General features: G+C 38.2%; 13 protein-coding genes and 1 pseudogene. 10 read left to right on the top strand and 4 right to left on the bottom strand.

Annotated features, from left to right (window positions below; translation table 11 throughout):
- Positions 1–159 precede the first annotated feature (159 nt).
- From ACE1CA_RS16010 to ACE1CA_RS15970, 9 genes and pseudogenes are all read left to right on the top strand, one after another.
- Positions 160–2,667 carry a two-partner secretion domain-containing protein gene (locus tag ACE1CA_RS16010; RefSeq protein WP_413281963.1) on the top strand — a complete coding sequence of 836 codons (2,508 nt, stop codon included), beginning with the start codon at positions 160–162 and terminating at the stop codon, positions 2,665–2,667.
- A gap of 4 nt (positions 2,668–2,671) precedes the next feature.
- Complete coding sequence (locus ACE1CA_RS16005; RefSeq protein WP_413281962.1) at positions 2,672–5,230, top strand: CHAT domain-containing protein; 2,559 nt, start codon at positions 2,672–2,674, stop codon at positions 5,228–5,230.
- A 122-nt stretch (positions 5,231–5,352) separates the two neighbouring features.
- Positions 5,353–6,111, top strand: coding sequence for a DUF928 domain-containing protein (locus ACE1CA_RS16000; RefSeq protein WP_413281961.1), 759 nt, complete (start codon positions 5,353–5,355; stop codon positions 6,109–6,111).
- 341 nt (positions 6,112–6,452) lie between these two features.
- Positions 6,453–9,092 carry a CHASE2 domain-containing protein gene (locus ACE1CA_RS15995; protein ID WP_413281960.1) on the top strand — a complete coding sequence of 880 codons (2,640 nt, stop codon included), beginning with the start codon at positions 6,453–6,455 and terminating at the stop codon, positions 9,090–9,092.
- Positions 9,093–9,416: 324 nt separating this feature from the next.
- Entirely contained in the window at positions 9,417–11,579 is a 2,163-nt protein-coding gene (locus tag ACE1CA_RS15990; protein WP_413281959.1) for an NACHT domain-containing protein, read from the top strand.
- Positions 11,580–11,620: 41 nt separating this feature from the next.
- Positions 11,621–12,109 (top strand): Rpn family recombination-promoting nuclease/putative transposase, encoded by a 489-nt coding sequence (locus ACE1CA_RS15985; RefSeq protein WP_413281958.1) that lies wholly within the window; start codon positions 11,621–11,623, stop codon positions 12,107–12,109.
- Positions 12,100–12,174, top strand: a pseudogene (locus ACE1CA_RS15980) (hypothetical protein); the annotation flags it as partial. The gene ACE1CA_RS15985 and the pseudogene ACE1CA_RS15980, both read left to right, overlap by 10 nt.
- Positions 12,175–12,225: 51 nt before the next feature.
- Positions 12,226–12,420, top strand: a complete 195-nt coding sequence (locus ACE1CA_RS15975) for a hypothetical protein (protein WP_413281957.1) — start codon at positions 12,226–12,228, stop codon at positions 12,418–12,420.
- A gap of 57 nt (positions 12,421–12,477) precedes the next feature.
- Positions 12,478–12,696, top strand: coding sequence for a hypothetical protein (locus ACE1CA_RS15970; protein WP_413281956.1), 219 nt, complete (start codon positions 12,478–12,480; stop codon positions 12,694–12,696).
- 17 nt (positions 12,697–12,713) lie between these two features.
- Here ACE1CA_RS15970 and ACE1CA_RS15965 read toward each other — a convergent pair whose 3' ends face one another.
- Positions 12,714–13,604 (bottom strand): mechanosensitive ion channel family protein, encoded by an 891-nt coding sequence (locus ACE1CA_RS15965; RefSeq protein WP_413281955.1) that lies wholly within the window; start codon positions 13,602–13,604, stop codon positions 12,714–12,716.
- 181 nt (positions 13,605–13,785) lie between these two features.
- Here ACE1CA_RS15965 and ACE1CA_RS15960 point away from each other — a divergent pair, with 181 nt between their 5' ends.
- A complete protein-coding gene (locus ACE1CA_RS15960; RefSeq protein ID WP_413281954.1) occupies positions 13,786–15,219 on the top strand; it encodes a carotenoid oxygenase family protein in 1,434 nt (477 codons plus the stop codon).
- 89 nt (positions 15,220–15,308) lie between these two features.
- Here the strand turns inward: ACE1CA_RS15960 and ACE1CA_RS15955 are convergent, their stop codons facing one another.
- The 3 genes from ACE1CA_RS15955 to ACE1CA_RS15945 form a co-directional block, all read right to left on the bottom strand.
- A complete protein-coding gene (locus tag ACE1CA_RS15955) occupies positions 15,309–15,488 on the bottom strand; it encodes a zinc-binding dehydrogenase (protein WP_486517399.1) in 180 nt (59 codons plus the stop codon).
- A gap of 122 nt (positions 15,489–15,610) precedes the next feature.
- Positions 15,611–16,021: a peptidoglycan-binding domain-containing protein gene (locus tag ACE1CA_RS15950; protein WP_413281953.1), complete on the bottom strand. Its 411-nt coding sequence runs from the start codon at positions 16,019–16,021 to the stop codon at positions 15,611–15,613.
- Between the two features lie 44 nt (positions 16,022–16,065).
- On the bottom strand, positions 16,066–17,379 hold the full coding sequence (locus tag ACE1CA_RS15945; protein ID WP_413281952.1) for a M16 family metallopeptidase: 1,314 nt from the start codon (positions 17,377–17,379) through the stop codon (positions 16,066–16,068).
- Positions 17,380–17,433 lie beyond the last annotated feature (54 nt).

Genomic DNA, 17,433 nt, shown 5'->3' with positions numbered 1-17,433 from the left:
AAAAAATATACATTCTGTCATAGACTTTTGATTAAGATTCATTTTTTCAATTGAAAGCTGAACATAGAAGAGGTTAGAATAATAGCAAGGGGGGTGCTTGATACCAAAAACAATTATTGGCGCTCTAGGCGCTTTTTGCGACCTTAACCTCCGAAAAAAATGAACTACCTGGATCGATCGCTCTGTTTAGCAATTGCCCTGTCCAGTTTATGGACTCTTCACCCCAACGTCACCACTGCACAGATTATCCCAGATACCACGCTACCGAATAATAGCACTGCCATCCCCAACGGCAACAGCATCCGCATTGAAGGCGGTACAACTTCTGGGGGCAATTTATTTCACAGTTTCCAAGAATTTTCTCTTCCCACTGGAGGGGAAGCATTTTTTAATAACGCTCTCACTATCCAAAATATTTTCAGTCGCGTGACTGGTGGCAAAATCTCGAATATTGATGGATTAATAAGAGCTAATGGCAGAGCTAACTTATTTTTTATTAATCCTAATGGGATTATTTTTGGCCCAAATGCTCAATTAAATATTGGTGGTTCATTCATTGGTAGTACAGCAAATAGCATTAAGTTTAATGATGGGAGTATTTTTAGCGCTACTAATCCAAATCCAACGCCTTTACTAACAGTGAATGTGCCGATCGGTTTACAATTCGGGCCAAATTTACCTGGAAAAATTGAAGTACAAGGCTCTAATTTAGCTGTACAAACTGGGCAAACTTTGGCACTCGTAGGCGGAGATTTAACCATTTCTGGTAGCACTAATCCCCTAGCAACTGGTCTTACTGCTGGCGGAATTCCTATTGTATTATTTCAAGGCAATTTGGTACCCACTACACCAGGGGGAAGAATTGAATTAGGCAGCGTAATTCAAGGTGATGTTAGCCTCAAACCTAGCGATAAAGGTTTTGTTTTTAATTATTTAAGCGCCCAAAACTTTGGCGATATTCAACTTTTAGGTAATGCGAAAGTTGATACTAGTGGGACGGGAGGAGGTGAAATGCAAATCCAAGCGAGAAATTTACGCCTCAGCGAAAATTCCCGTCTCTCTTCTTTTACTTTGGGTGATTTGCCGGGAGGCGTTATAGCGGTAAATACTTCCGAATCAGTAGAAATTGTTGGCACTGGCAACTATGAACAAAATGTCCTCAAATTTGTTACAGGAACTATTACTAATAGTGACTTAATTAACGGCTTTTTTAGTTTAAGTTTTGGGTCAGGAAAAACTGGAGATATCATCATTAATACTCGGGATTTTACGGCTCGCAATGGAGCTTATGTTTCTGCTTCTACATTTGGAGGTGAGGGTGGAAATATTATCATCAATGCCTCAGATTTATTACAATTAAATTCGGCTTTTATTGCTACAGGAACAGGTATAAATGCGGTAGGAAATGCAGGGGAAATAACGATAAACACGCGAAGATTGTTAGCACGAGATAATGGTCTGATTTCAACTTCTAGTTTTGGCGTGGGAAAAGGGGGAAATTTAACTGTAAATGCGGCTGATTCGATCGAAATAAGTAGTGGTAATCCTATTCCTCTTTCCCCGACTGCTAGGGCTTTTGGTGGCATTTTTACTAGCGGTTTAGCTGTGGGAGATGCAGGAGAATTGCGGATTAATACAAGACAATTAACTCTTCGCAGCGGTGCAGCATTAGCAGCTAGTTCCTATGGTCAAGGACAGGGAGGAAATATTACAATTAAAGTAGCGGAATTTTTAAAATTGGAAGGTAGTTCTCTTGATGGTCAACTGTTAACTGCAATTACTTCTGTAACAGAACCGGGTTCTATAGGTAGAGGAGGAAATTTAACTATAGAAACTAATCAATTAATTTTACGAGATGGGGGAAGAGTTAGTATTCGATCGCGCGGAACGGGAAATGCTGGTAACTTAATTATCGAAGCTAACTCGATTTTAATGAATAATGATGCGGGTTTAGAGGGAACTTCCGCATCGGGAGAAGGTGGCAATTTCACCGTGCGATCGCGCATCATACAAATGCGTAACAATAGTTTTATTTCCGCAACTGCGGGCACAGAAGGCGGAGCCGGAAATGGGGGTAATATTAATATCAATACCGATACTTTAGTTGCTTTAAACAATAGCGATATCACTGCTAATTCTGTTGCTAGTCAAGGCGGCAAAGTTACTATTAATGCTCAAGGTATTTTTGGCTTTCAATATCGTTTAGAACTTACTCCCAATAGCGATATTACTGCTACTGGAGGTACACCAGCTTTAAGCGGTACTGTCCAAGTAAATACGCCAGATGTCGGGACTACAAATGCGTTAGTTCAATTACCAGAAAACTTTACCGACATTAGCGATGGAATTGTTGCTGGTTGTTCAGCTTCTCAAGGTAACAGCTTTGTCATCACCGGAAGAGGCGGTTTACCCGAAGATCCCAATCAAACTCTCAGAGGTAGTACAGTTTGGCGTGATTTACGTGCTTTTGGCGAACCAGGGCGCAGAGAGACAGAGGTGCAGAGGGATGGAGATACAGAGAAACACAGTAGAATTCAAAATCCCAGTTCCCAGTTTCCGGTTGAGGCAACTGGTTGGGTGAAAAATGCTGATGGTCAAGTGCAGTTGGTAACTCAATCTCCACCGCAAAATAGTTGGTACAGACCTTTACAATGCCCTGGTTTTTGAAGTAATGATTAGAATTCGATCGCTCTTAAAATCTGTTCATAAAAATGTTTGTTTAGGGCTGTTAACTCTGTTTTTAGTGACAGTAATTTTTCCTGCTTTAGCCAAATCTGATGGGAAATTATCTTTAACAAACCGGGAAATTATTGCTATTAATCAGCAAAATAATTCTAAGACAATTTTGTTAGAACAAGGGCGAATGCTGTTTGTCAATGGCAGATTTGCAGAAGCGGTGACATTTTGGCAACAGGCGATCGAAGAGTTGCAAGGAGAGAGCGATCCCACTCAACTTGCTTTAACTTTAAATTACCTCGCTAATGCTTATCAAGAATTAGGACAATGGCAACAAGCTAAAGATGCTATTACTCAAAGTTTAACTCTTTTAAAAGTTCAATCTACACCAAATATTTTGGCTCAAGTTTTAAATACTCAAGGCAATATCCTCTTCGCGATCGGACAAACAGAAGCAGCTTTAAGTAGTTGGCAACAAGCAGAAAAAGCTTACTCCCAAGCTGGCGATGAAACCGGAGTTATCGGTAGTAAAATTAATCAAGCTCAAGCTTTACAAAATTTAGGACTTTACCGCAGAGCTAAACTCAATTTACAAGAATTAAATACTAAATTACAGAGTTTACCAGATACCGTTTTAAAAGCAATGGGATTGCGTAGCTTAGGTGTAGCTTTGCAAGTTGTGGGAGATTTAACCAAATCTCAAGAAGTATTAAACCAAAGTTTAGTAATTTCTCAAAAGTTAAATTACGATTCGGAAACTAGCGTAACTTTATTGAATTTGGCAAATACACTCAGAGCATTACAGAAACCTCAAGAAGCTTTAGGGAATTATCAAAAAGCAGCTGAAACAGCAACTAATCCTTTAGTAAAAGTGGCAGCAAACCTCAATGAATTGAGCCTTTTAGTAGAAACTAAAAACCTCGAATTAGCTAAAAAATTAGTGCCACAAATAGAATTTCAAATTGAAAAGATTCCGCCAAATCGAGAAAGTATTTACGCTCAAGTGAATTTTGCCCATAGTTTAATAAAAATTGAGCATAATCCCCAAGTAATTGCTCAAATATTAGCAACAGCTATTAAGAACTCGCAGCAACTTCGAGATTTAAGAGCAGAATCTTTTGCTCGTGGAGAATTAGGAAAACTCTATCAAAAAAACCAACAATGGCAAGAAGCACAAAATTTAACTAAGCAAGCTTTAACTATTGCTCAACAGTTAAATGCCTCTGATATTGTGGCTCGGTTACAATCCCAAATGGGTGAAATTTTGTACCAAAAAGGTGATATTGGGAGTGCAATTTCTGCTTATACCGAATCTGTTAATACTCTAAAATCTTTGCGGACTGATTTAGTTACTATTAATCCCGATATACAATTCTCTTTTCAAGAAAGTGTTGAACCTGTCTATCGGCAATTAGTTAGTTTATTGTTGAAAAACGATCCCGATCAAAACCATCTGAAACAAGCTCGTGAGGTAATTGAATCTTTACAAATCGCCGAGTTAGATAACTTTTTCCGCGAAGCTTGTTTAGATGCTAAACCGCAGCAAATCGATCGCTTAGATCCGCAAGCAGTAGTAATTTATCCAATTATTTTACCAGACCGTTTGGAGGTAATTGTCTCCCAACCAGGAAAAGCTTTACGGCAATACACAACTAATTTGCCCCAAACTGAAGTAGAAAAAATATTGGGGCAGTTGTTAGAATCTCTCAATCCTTTCTTTTCGAGTGAAGACAGATTGCGCTTTTCTCAACAAGTTTATGATTGGTTAATTCGACCTATGGAAACCGAATTAGCCACCAATCGAGTAAAAACTTTAGTTTTTGTCCAAGATGGATTATTACGTAATTTACCAATGTCAGCCCTTTATGATGGCAAAAGTTATTTATTAGAAAAATACAATATTGCTGTAGCTCCGGGTTTATCTTTAGTTGCACCTCGATCGCTAACTCAAAAGAAAATCAAAGTTTTAACAGGTGGAATTACTGAATCTCGCCAAGGCTTTTCGGCACTTCCCGGAGTAGAAATTGAAGTAAATAAAATTGCTCAAGAAGTTCCGAGTAAAGTTTTTTTAAACCAAAAATTTACTGAGGCAAATTTACAATCAGAAATCGCTGGAACGGCTTTTCCTATTGTTCATTTAGCTACTCACGGTCAGTTTAGCTCTAATCCAGAAGAGACTTTTATTCTCACTTGGGATGAGAAAGTTAAGGTGAAAGAATTTGAAAATTTATTGCGCTTTCGGGAACAAGGTAATGCTACTCCGATCGAACTATTGGTCTTAAGTGCTTGTCAAACTGCTGCTGGCGATAAACGGGCAGCTTTGGGTTTAGCAGGTGTGGCAGTGCGATCGGGTGCGCGTAGCACTTTGGCAACTCTTTGGTCGGTAAGAGATGAATCTACTGCTGAATTAATGACTGAATTTTACCAGTTGTTATCTCAGGGAATTAATAAATCTGAAGCACTACAAAAAGCACAGTTAAAGCTACTGAATGAATCTCAGTATAGCCACCCTTTTTACTGGGCTCCTTTCATTATCGTGGGTAACTGGTTGTAAAATTGAAGAAATTTTAAATAATTGGTAAAGTTGCTGAAAAAAACTTTACATTGAAGGTAAAAATGCGGTTTGATAGAATTAGGCAATCATCTACTACAAGTAAATTTAATGTTGGAGTGATTATGAACAAAAAACTTTCGGTTCTATTTGCGATCGCCCTGGCTCTAGAAACAGTAATTCCTAGCCTTTTATTCAGCGTCAAGGCAGAGACAAGCTCAAAAAATCAATCTCAAGCCGTACAGAGTAGTGTAAAGCCACAGGTAAGTTTCGATCCTCCGGGAAGCGGTAAACCAGATGACTCAGCTGGTGGCGCATCTCGTGGTGGTGGATGTCCGCAAGAGGTAATATCTACGGGTGGGTGCGTAATTCCACTGATACCTAGTAATAGAGAAGGATTAACAACAACAGGTCATCCTACTTTCTTTATTTATCTGCCGCAAAACTCGGCACAAGAAGTATTTTTTAGCCTGGTAGATGAGAATAACAAGAATATTTACCAGACAAAAATTCCGCTGACTGGTAAATCAGGAATTATTCAGTTTACGCTTCCAGAAAATGCGCCAGCTTTAGAAATTGGCAAGAATTATCAATGGGCTTTTGTGGCGATCAGACAACAAGGACTTAGACCAGATAGCCCCGGTATTCAAGGGAGAATTCGGCGCATTGAAACTGACTCAATATTAATGACTCAGCTACAAAATATCACACCCTTAGAGCGTGCAGCTTTGTATGGTAAAAAGGGGATATGGTACGAAACTTTAGCGAGTTTAGCTGAAGCAAGAAAGTTGCAACCAACAGATGCTGATTTGGTCAGTCAGTGGGAACAATTGTTAAAATCTGTAGGGCTAGAAGCGATCGCCTCCCAGCCATTATTAAACTAGCCTGCATCTATTTTAGAACGTTGAAAACTTAATTTGGTTAAAACTCAAAAAAGCAACTTTAACAATGGGGCAGTTTTAATTACTGCCCCTATTGTTGTAGTATAGGCAGTACGGTTCCTGATTTAACAATTTTTATCAACCAATTAATTAACAATGCTGACAAAGCTCTCGATGTTGCGAAACAAAAAGTACGCAATCAGATTATTGTCGCTATAATAATCCAAGACAAAAAATATTAACTTAAGGTTACTCAATTCGAGATTTAGTCAGTCCATTGGGGGTACTTCATTAAAATTTTGTTAAAAGTGACGATCGCATTCACGTTTTAATACCAAGAATCCATGAGATTAAAACTTAACAAAATTATTTACCAATGGCGCAGTGTATTATTTATTGCCCCCAGTGTTGCTGGATTGGTAGTTGTTGCGAATTATTTAGGTTTATTCCAACTCTTGGAATGGACGACTTTAGATCAATTTTTTCGCTTGCGTCCCCAAGAATCTGTAGATTCTCGGATTGTGATTGTTACTGTTAATGAATCAGATATTAAGTATACTAATCAATGGCCGATTTCCGACGCAGTTTTAACTAAATTAATTAATAAATTAAAAGCCCAACAGCCAAAAGCTATTGGTTTAGATATTTATCGGGATTTACCAATACCGCCAGGTAACTCTGAATTAGTTAAATTATTTGCATCTACACCTAACTTAATTGGGGTAGAAAAAGTAGTGGGAAATCCTGTTGCACCCCCACCAACTCTAAGCAAATTAGGACAAGTAGGAATTGCAGATTTAGTATTAGATGCTGATGGAAAAGTGCGACGAGGTTTACTATCTATAAGAACTGCTGAAGGGAAAACAAAATTAAGTTTAGGAACTAGCTTGGCTTTAATGTATCTGGAAAATCTCGGCGTGAAACTTCAATCGATCGATCCGAAACAGAAAATTTTAGGATTAGGTAAAGCTAGGTTTGTGCCTTTTACGGGAAATGAAGGTGCGTATATTAGGACTAACTCTGGTGGGTATCAAATTATATTGAATTATCGAGGCAATTTAGAAAACTTTCAAACTATATCATTGCGTGATGTTTTGGAAGATCGGATTCCGACAAATAGTATGCGCGATCGCATTGTTTTAATCGGTGTTATTGGTTCTAGTTTCAATGATTTATTCTTTACTCCTTACAGTAGTAATCCCTTCGGTAGCCCCAAAAGAACACCAGGAGTAGTAATTCATGCTAACTTAGCCAGCCAAATTTTAAGTGGGGCATTAGATGGCAGACCTTTTATTAAATATTGGTCAGAACCAATAGAAATTTTATGGATTTTTGTTTGGTCTTTTATAGGTGCTATAGTAAGTAATAAGTTTCTTATTGCTGAAGGATTTAATAATAGGTTTGCCCTAAAATGGATAATTTTTAGTATGCTAATTTTGGGGGCCGGGGGTAGTTTAATTGGAGTGAGTTATTTAGCTTTTTTAGCTAGTTGGTGGCTACCTGTAATTTCCCCATTAGCAGCGTTAATTACTTCAGCAATTGCGATCGCTGGATACCAAGCTCTAGAATTACAACGACAAAAAACTGACTTAGAAATTTTATTAGAAACCACTACCGCACATTACGATACAGTTACCGCTGAACTAGAACATAAAGCTGAAGAAACAGTAAGGGAAAGTGAAAGAAAATTAGCTCAATTTTTAGAAGCAGTACCCATTGGAGTTGCAGTTATTGATGCCAATGGTAAAGTTTATTATGTAAACAATGCTGCACAACAACTGCTTGGTAAGGAAATTATCCCTCATAGTACAATTGAGGATTTTACAGCAGTTTACCAACTGTACATTGCGGGAACCAGTCAATTATACCCTTATGTAAATTTACCAATTACCCGCGCTTTACAAGGTGAATCTTACACAGTAGATGATTTAGAGATTCATTTACAAGATAAGATTATTCCCCTAGAAAGTTGGGCAACTCCTATTTATGATAATTCTGGAAAAATTACTTATGCACTGCTAGTTATCCGGGATATAACCGAACGCAAAAAAGCCGAAGCGGAACGCTTAAAATTAACCGAACAGTTACTTGCACTTAACCTATCTTACTCACGGTTTGTCCCCCATCAATTTCTTCAGTTGTTAAACAAAGAAAGTATTACTGATGTTCAATTAGGCGACCAAGTACAAAAAGAAATGTCAGTATTATTTTCTGATATTCGGGATTTTACCGCTTTATCGGAGAGAATGACTCCGGCTGATAATTTCAAGTTTATTAATGCTTATCTCAGTCGCATGGAACCTGCAATTATTGAAAATCAAGGGTTTATTGATAAATACATTGGTGATGCAATTATGGCACTATTTAGCGGTGAAGCAGATAATGCCGTTAAAGCTGGAATTGCCATGCTAAACGCCCTTCATGAATTTAATGAAGAACGCCAAAGAATTGATTGTTCACCTATTCAAATTGGGATTGGAATTAATACAGGTACAATGATGCTAGGTACTGTGGGCGGGCGATCGCGCATAGAAAGTACAGTAGTTAGTGATGCTGTTAACTTAGCATCTCGACTTGAAGGTTTAACCAAAAATTATGGCATACCTTTATTGATTTCTCACTATACTTTTTTAGCTTTAAATGATGCCAATGATTATCATATCCGACTGATTGATAAAGTAAAAATTAAAGGTAAATCAGAATTGGTGACAGTTTATGAAATATTTGATGCCGATCCTCTCGAAATTAAACAAGCTAAACAATCAACTAAAACTGGATTTGAACAAGCAGTTTTACTTTACAATTTAGGCAGATTTGAACAAGCCGCAGAAACGTTTACTAAATGTCTTTCTGTTAATCCTCAAGATAAAATTGCTCAAATTTATTGGCAACGCTGTCAGAAAGAAAGGCAAGATGGCAAGATGGAAAATATAAATTTGCCAAGCTTCAATATCCCAGATAATAACTCGAATGAGCCAATCTAAATTTGCGATCGTAAACTTGGAGATCGCTAACTCCCGATCGCTCTCCTCCCTTCTCCTAAAAAATATGGCTCTCCTCTAAGCTCTGTGATAAATATTTCTAATCAGAAAAGCTACCTAAAAGGCAAGCACGAAAACTTTCAAAATTTGTAAAACCGTAACCTTGACGCTCCCATTAGTTTAGCTTTGAGGAGGGGGCGCAAGTTTGTATTTTCGAGTTTGGGTAATGTTAATCAGGTTAATTTTTACAAAATTTAATATGGCGATGATCTTGATTCATCAGCTATATTCGTATCAATAGATTTTTATTGATTCACCATTCATCTTATGACAGGATTTGAACCTTTTGCGGAACAAGCTATTAGTGGCATAGCAGTTCCGATTTTCCAAGCAATTTTGGCAGTAGGCGGAAAGACTTTAGAAGAAGTTAGCCAAATCATAGAGGAAAAAATTTTCACAGCATCAAAGCAATATGCCCAGAATTATAAAAAACGTCACGGAATTTTAAAAGTCTTGGGAATGCGTGAATTTGTAGAGTTGGAATCTGTCTATACATCTGTACAGTTTTTAGGTGAGGCGGATATTGGTAGTTTTGAATCTATTGAAACATTAGAAGAAGCATATCGCAAAGCTAAAAGCCGAAGATTTGGAAATAAAGAATGTCCCAAACAAGAGGGAATTAAAGTCGCTAATGATAAACAATATCTTATGGTACTTGGTGATCCAGGTGCAGGAAAGTCTACATTTTTGCGAAAGATGGGATTAGAAGCACTGAAGGGTAAAAAAGGAGAATTTAAACATGACTGCATTCCTGTTTTTATTGAATTGAAATTATTTAATTCTGAGAATATCAACATTGAGCAAGTTATTATCGAAGAATTTCGGATATGTGGTTTTCCAGATCCAGATAAATTTACAGTTAAGGCATTAGAAGAAGGCAAATTATTGATTTTATTAGATGGACTTGATGAAATACCAACAAATAACTTGAATCAGGCAATTACCGAAATTCAAAATTTAGTTGATCGCTACGATAAAAACCGCTTTATTGCCTCCTGTCGCACAGCCGCTTACCGTAGCGGTTTTCGCCGCTTTAGCGATGTTGCAATGGCTGATTTTGATGATACTCAAATTCAGCAATTCATTCTAAATTGGTTTCAATCAGATTTTGACAAACAAGCAAAAACCGGAGAAAAGTGTTGGGAGTTGCTACAAAAACCAGAGAATCAAGCAGCGAAAGAGTTAGCGCATACACCTTTATTATTGACGTTTCTTTGTTTAGTTTATGACCGTTCGCAAAACTTTCCTGATAATCGCAGTGTTCTTTACCGCAAAGCACTGCGAATTTTGCTAGAAGAATGGGCATCAGAAAAACGGATTCTGCAAGATGAAATTTACCAAGGGCTGCATACAGAATTAGAAGAAATACTACTATCCGAAATTGCTTATACAGGTTTTGAAGCAGATAGGTTGTTCTTTCCTCAGCGAGACATAGTGCAGCAAATCAAAACCTTTTTAGCTGGTAATTTGAATGCACCTCAGCATTTAAATGGTGAGAAAGTTTTGAATGCCATTGCTATTCAACAAGGAATTTTGGTAGAACGAGCAGAGGATGTTTTTTCCTTCTCCCATTTAACGCTACAAGAATATTTAACTGCTCAGTATATTGATGACCATCGATTGATTAATCAACTGGTTAGTCAACACCTAAAATATGAACGCTGGAAAGAAGTATTTTTGCTCGTGGCTGGGTTAATGCGTGGTGGTGCAGATGAGTTGCTGTTGTTAATGGAAAAGGAAGCACAAAATTACATTGTTAGTCCGAAGTTGAAAGATTTATTGAGTTGGGCAGAACAGGCAACAAATGGTTCACAAGGAGATTTAAAGCCTGTGGCTAAACGTGCGATCGCTTATGCCTACGCCTACGCCTATGCCTACGCCTATGCCTACGCCTATGCTAATATCAACGCCTACCGCATCGCCTACGTTAACACCATTGCCATTGCCAACGTCATCGCCAACGCCAATACTAATGCCATTGCCAACGCTATCGCTAACGCCAATGCCATTGCCAATGCCAACGCTAACACTAAAGCCAAAGGCAACGTCATCGGTAACGCCTACGCTATCACTAACGCTATTAATCAAGCTATTGTCTTTGCCGAAAAATTAGAAGGAATAGAAATTTTTAGTGCTGTAAATTTTACTAAATTAATTGCTAGGTTGAAAGCCCTAAAAATGCAAATTCCTAATGATAATGAACCATCTAAAGTACGTGAAACATTTGTTAAACGCATTCAAGATATCTGGTTAAATGCTCTAAATCTTAGTCCTGAAGTGATAAATTTATCTGAAGAAGAAGCAAAGGCGGTCGAAAATTACTTCTATGCGAATAAGCTGATTTTACAATGCAAACAAGCAGCAGTGCGAGTCTCACCAAAAACCTGGGAAGGAATTGAAGAAAGAATGTTGTTACCGCCAAACAACTAAAATACTAAAATTCCACCTCAACACCAAAAAGCAAAACCAACGTGAAAACAGACTCCATATTCTACCGCTTATTCAAAACCTTCCCCCGCATCTTTTTTGAATTAATAGGACAACCAAACATCGATATCAACACCTATCAATTCGTCTCAGTTGAAATCAAACAAACCGCCTTCCGAATAGATGGCGTATTTATCCCCGTTCCCAACACCAACGCAGAAACAGTATATTTCACTGAAGTCCAATTCCAACCAGATACAACATTTTACCGCCGCTTATTCTCCGAAATCTTCCTTTATCTCCGCCAAAACGAAACCGTAAATCTTTGGCGTGCGGTAGTAGTTTATCCCACTCGCAGAATAGAAACAGCAGACACAATACCATATCAAAGTTTGCTTTCCACTCCCCAAGTACAACGCATCTATTTAGATGAATTAGGAGAAGCAGCAAACAACACTTTCGGATTGAGAATTGTACAATTAATAATTGAAAGGGAGGAAACAGCAGTTACCAGCGCCAGAGAATTAAATTAATCTCTCAAGCGCGAGAACAAATTACAGATGCCACAACCAAGCGAGAAATTCTAGAATTAATAGAAACAATCTTAGTTTACAAATTCACTCAATTAAGCAGGGAGGAAATCCGCCAAATGTTTAACTTCACCGAAACCGAATTTAAACAAACAAGAATCTATCAAAGCATCCAAGAAGAGGGTGAAATGAAAGCCAAATTTGCAGCAGTACCCCGTTTACTAGCATTGGGTTTAACTGTAGAACAAATAGCCCAAGCACTTGAATTGACAGTGGAACAAGTGCAGCAAGTAACTGAGAATCAATCTAACTGATATTCGTCAGATTTGTTAAACAAGTTTAATCAATTAGGCAGGGAGGAAATTCGCTAAATGTTTAACTTCACCGAAACCGAGTTCAAACAAACCAGGGTTTATCAAAGTATTAAGAAAGAAATTAAGGAAGAAATTGAACAAGAGGTTGAACTAGTAACTAAGTTAGAAACAGTTCCGCGTTTACTAGCTTTGGGTTTAACTGTGGAACAAATCGCCCAAGCACTTGAATTAACTGTGGAACAAGTACAGCAAGCAACTGAGAATCAAACTAACTAATGTTACTCAGTAATTGTTCACTCGCCAGCTTTTCTCCCATTGGAAATAGCAGCGTTATCGTTATATTTTTCTTGGTCATAATAGTAAAGCGTGCGGATAGGATAGGGAATATTAATTCCTGCTTTATCGCACGCTTCTTTTAAGGCAATTATTACTTTGGTTCTAGTGCGGCGAACGTGGATTTTTTGGGGTAAAGTCCAATAACGTACTACAAAATCAATGGAACTTTCCCCAAATCCCATTCCATCAACTTCTGGTTTTGGTTCAGCTAAAACGCCCTCGATTTCTAATACAGCTTGTAGCAAAACATCTACAGCTAACAGTAAATCAGTATTGTAATCTACGCCTATTCCTAAATCTGTCCGACGCTGACGTTGGGCGGTTAATACTTGTACTGGGTTAGTAAATAAAATAGCATTTGGGATTACGACTATTTCCCCTTGATAGGTGACAATTTGTGTAGAACGAATTGCTATATCTTCTACTGTTCCTTCATAATTTTGGACAATTATTTGATCGCCAATGCGAAAAGGTTCTTGCAATAATAGCAATATTCCTGCTAAAAAGTTTTTGAATATATCTTGAAAAGCAAAACCAAATGCAACCGAACTTAACCCTAATAAACCAATTAAATCTCCTAAGCGTAAATCAGGGAAAGCAATGACGCAAGCAACCAGAATACCAATTGCCCAAACTGTAACATAGCTGGTTTGGATGAGGAGCGATCGCAACGATAAATTCTTAATCGCCCGTCTACCAATTCTCCTGACAATATTCCGTACTAAATTAGCAACATAGCAAGTTAAAAACAAGATAACAATTGCCGCTATCATTGCGGGCAGTGCTTCAACACTATAACCAATTAACTTCAATAGGCTTGCTTTTACTTGTTGATAAAAGGCATTCATAGAAACACGAACAAACACATCTGATCTGGATATATTTTAACCATGAGGTTGTTATCTAGTCATACCTCTCTAGGTACTTTTTAGTTAAAATTTAAATACAGTTGCATTGCCGAAAAAAGCAATGTAAAACCAGAAAAGACTATTTTTTCTCTCCTATCTCAGTGTCTCCTACTTCAGAAAGATGACAACAATTACTAAACCCTCAACTCATAAAGCTTGGGCAAATTGTATTTCCCAACCAGCAAAAGAATTTCCCCTCACTACCTTGCCAATTATTGCTGGAAAAATTCCCGAAAGTTTGCGTGGTACACTCTATCGTAATGGCCCTGCTAGATTAGAACGTGGTGGCAAAAAAGTTGGGCATTGGTTTGATGGCGATGGGGCAATTCTGGCTGTAAAATTCAGCGATAATGGTGCTACAGGGACTTATCGCTATGTGCAAACTACGGGATATTTAGAAGAATCAAAAGCAGGTCAATACCTCTATGGTAATTATGGCATGACTGCGCCTGGGATGTTTTGGAATCAATGGATTAGATCAGTCAAAAATGCTGCTAATACTTCAGTTTTAGCGCTACCAGATAAACTTTTAGCACTTTGGGAAGGCGGAAACCCTCATGCTTTGGATTTAGAAACTTTGCAAACTCAAGGATTAGATGATTTATCGGGATTAAGTAATAATTTACCTTATTCTGCCCATCCAAAATGTGATGCTAAAACCGGAGAGATTTTCAATTTTGGTATGACTCCGGGAAAGAATTCAACCCTGAATATTTATCGGAGTGATTCTACTGGTAAAATCTTACAAAAGTCTAGTTACACTGTAATTGGACTGCCTTTAATTCATGATTTTGTCATGGCAGGACAATATTTAATATTTTTTGTTTCCCCGGTAAGAGTAAAGTTGTTACCAGTGCTTTTTGGGTTGCAAAGTTACAGCGATGCAATGGAATGGAAACCACAGTTAGGAACGGAGATTTTAGTTTTCGATCGCACCACCCTATCCTTAGTCAGTAAAAGCGAAACTGAACCTTGGTATCAATGGCATTTTAGCAACGGTTATGTAGATAATAACGGAGAAATTGCGATCGATTTCTTTCGTTATAATGATTTTCAAACTAATCAACGTTTGAAAAATTTCCCAACAGGAGAACATTCAATTCCTGCTAAATCAACTTTATGGCAAGTGCGTCTCGATCCCGAAACTGCTAAGGTAAAATCTAGTGAAGAATTGCTCGATCGAGATGGTGAATTTCCCATTGTACCCCAAGAGAATGTCGGGCAATTTTCCCGCTACACTTTCATGTCTTTGCATGGCAAGAATTCAGATACTACTAGGGAGATATATAGTACGATCGCACGTTTTGACCATCAAACAAACAACCTCCAAGAAGCAAACTTAGGCGAAAATCACTATCCCACAGAACCAATTTATGCCCCAGATTCCCTAAATCCTAATCAAGCTTGGGTGTTAACAGTTGTCTATGATGGTAACAAGAATCAAAGCGAAGTTTGGGTATTCGATAGCGAAAGATTGGACGATGAACCTGTGTGTAAATTAGGATTACCTAGTGTTATACCGATGGGATTTCATGGTACTTGGAAAGCAGGGTAATGGGGACTGGGGACTGGTGATTGGGGACTGGGAGGGTAATGGGGACTGGGGACTGGTGATTGGGGACTGGGGAAGATTAAAAAACCAAATTACTCGAATGTCAGACAAATTTTCCCAAAGTGCGCCCCACTTGCCAAATATTCTAAAGCTTCCCTGGCTTCTGTAAAGTGGAAAGTGCGATCGACAATTGGTTTAATTTGATGTAATTCGATCGCCCGATTCATCTGGTCAAACATCTCACGGGAACCAACATAAACTTTTTCCACCATTGTTCTAATGAAATGTATTCGCCTGTTATTTCATTTTGTTATACCAATTCTCTGTAAAATTGCACTTAATCATTGCCCCTCCTTGTGAACGGGGAGGGGTTTGGGGTGGGATTATTTAGAAGTTACGGTAAAATTGCTTGCCAAGTAGCAGCACCGACAATTCCATCAGGTTTTAGTCCGTAGTTTTCTTGTGCAGCTATCACCGCAGCTTGGGTATCTTTACCAAAAAAGCCATTTACAGAACCTTGAAAAAATCCGATCGCTTGCAATCGTTTTTGTAACCAAAATACTTCGGGTTTTCGCATCCCAATTTTTAAGGTTGGTAAATTCACCGTTGGTATTTCAGAATTTTCGGTGTTGTTACTATCAGTTGGAGATGCTTTTGGGGTGGATTGTTTCTCTGAAAATGTTATGCTCATTTCGGAATTAGAGCTATGAGCTACTTTTCCCTGTGCGATCGCAACTGAATTAGAATAACACATCAACAGGGAAACCGGAACTAAAAACATGGAAATTTTAGCCAATTCTGACATTTGCAATTTTCACTCCTCAATGCTGATAAAAGCTATTTTTGAGATTAATTTTCCCAACTAGATTCTATCAGTCCTGCTACCGCAGATTCCGGGCCAACTAGAGAAATGTAAGGCTCAATAAAATACCGATTTGCCACTTCCTGAATTTCTTCAGTAGTCACAACTGAGACTGTTTTGGGAAAAGTGCGATCGAATCCTACACCCAAACCTAAAGTTTCATACCAACCAAAAACTTGAGCAATTTGAGCATTAGTTTGTTTACCCAAAGCATATTGACCTAAAAGTTTATTTTTCGCCGCTTGCAGTTCATCAGCTTTAAGTGAAACTTTGCACAAACGTTCTATTTCTGTCCTTAAACTATATAAAGCTACTTCCGTATTTTCCGGCGCAGTTCCCATATAAACCGCAAATTGAGAAGCATCTAACCGAGTCGGATAAAAAGCGGAAACTTCGTAAGCTAAACCCCGTTTTTCGCGCAATTCCACAAACAAACGGCTGGAAAGACCATTTCCCAAATAAGTATTAATTAACTTTAAAGCTGCATAATCAGCACTATTTACAGATGGAGTTAAATAACCCAACATCACAATAGATTGCTTCGTGGGAATTGGTGTAATTCTATGGTGAGGAAAAGCCAGAATTTCTGGTAATTCCAAACTAGGAATCGCTGGATCTGGAATTTTCCAATCACCAAATACTTTTTCTATTTGATTGACTATTTCTTCAAGAATAATTCGACCAACAACGCAAATTATGGTATTATCGGGACGAAAGTAAGTATGATGAAATCTATCTAATTCACCTCGACCCAAATTAGCGACAGTTTCTACTGTTCCTAAAGTTGACAAAGCATAAGGATGAGCTTGATACATTGCTTGTCGCAGTTGTTCAAAAGCTACAGTAAAAGGTTGTTCTTGTTGCGATTTAATGGCTTGCAAAGTCATGCGCCGTTCTAATTCTACTTCAGCTTCAGGGAAAGTAGGCGATCGCAACAACTCCCCTGCCAACTCCAACATTTCGGGAAAATCAGCCGAAACAGTCTTCATGCTGAGTAAAAAATAATCCGTAGTTGTATCTGCGCCTAAACTCGCACCCAAAGATTCCACCCGTTCGGCAATTTCAGCAGCAGAAAATTGCTCAGTTCCTTTAGTAATTACCGATGATAATAAATGAGACAAACCTGCTTGATATCTAGGTTCGCAACGACTACCAGCTTTTATAAAAATGCGTGTTGCAATAATATCTGCTGCTGGATTTTCTAACGCCAGTACGACAATACCATTATTAGTTACTATTCGCTGCAATGTTCGCTCTGGTAACGACGAATTGCTGACATTTGGATTAAAAGAATCTTCCATTCTAACTTCAGGATTCATTAGCTAATTATAATAATGTGGTAATGGAGCAATTTC

It is taken from the genome of Floridaenema evergladense BLCC-F167 (assembly GCF_041929205.2).
Lineage (GTDB): Bacteria > Cyanobacteriota > Cyanobacteriia > Cyanobacteriales > Aerosakkonemataceae > Floridanema > Floridanema evergladense.
This window is presented reverse-complemented; position numbering and strand designations above follow the sequence as displayed.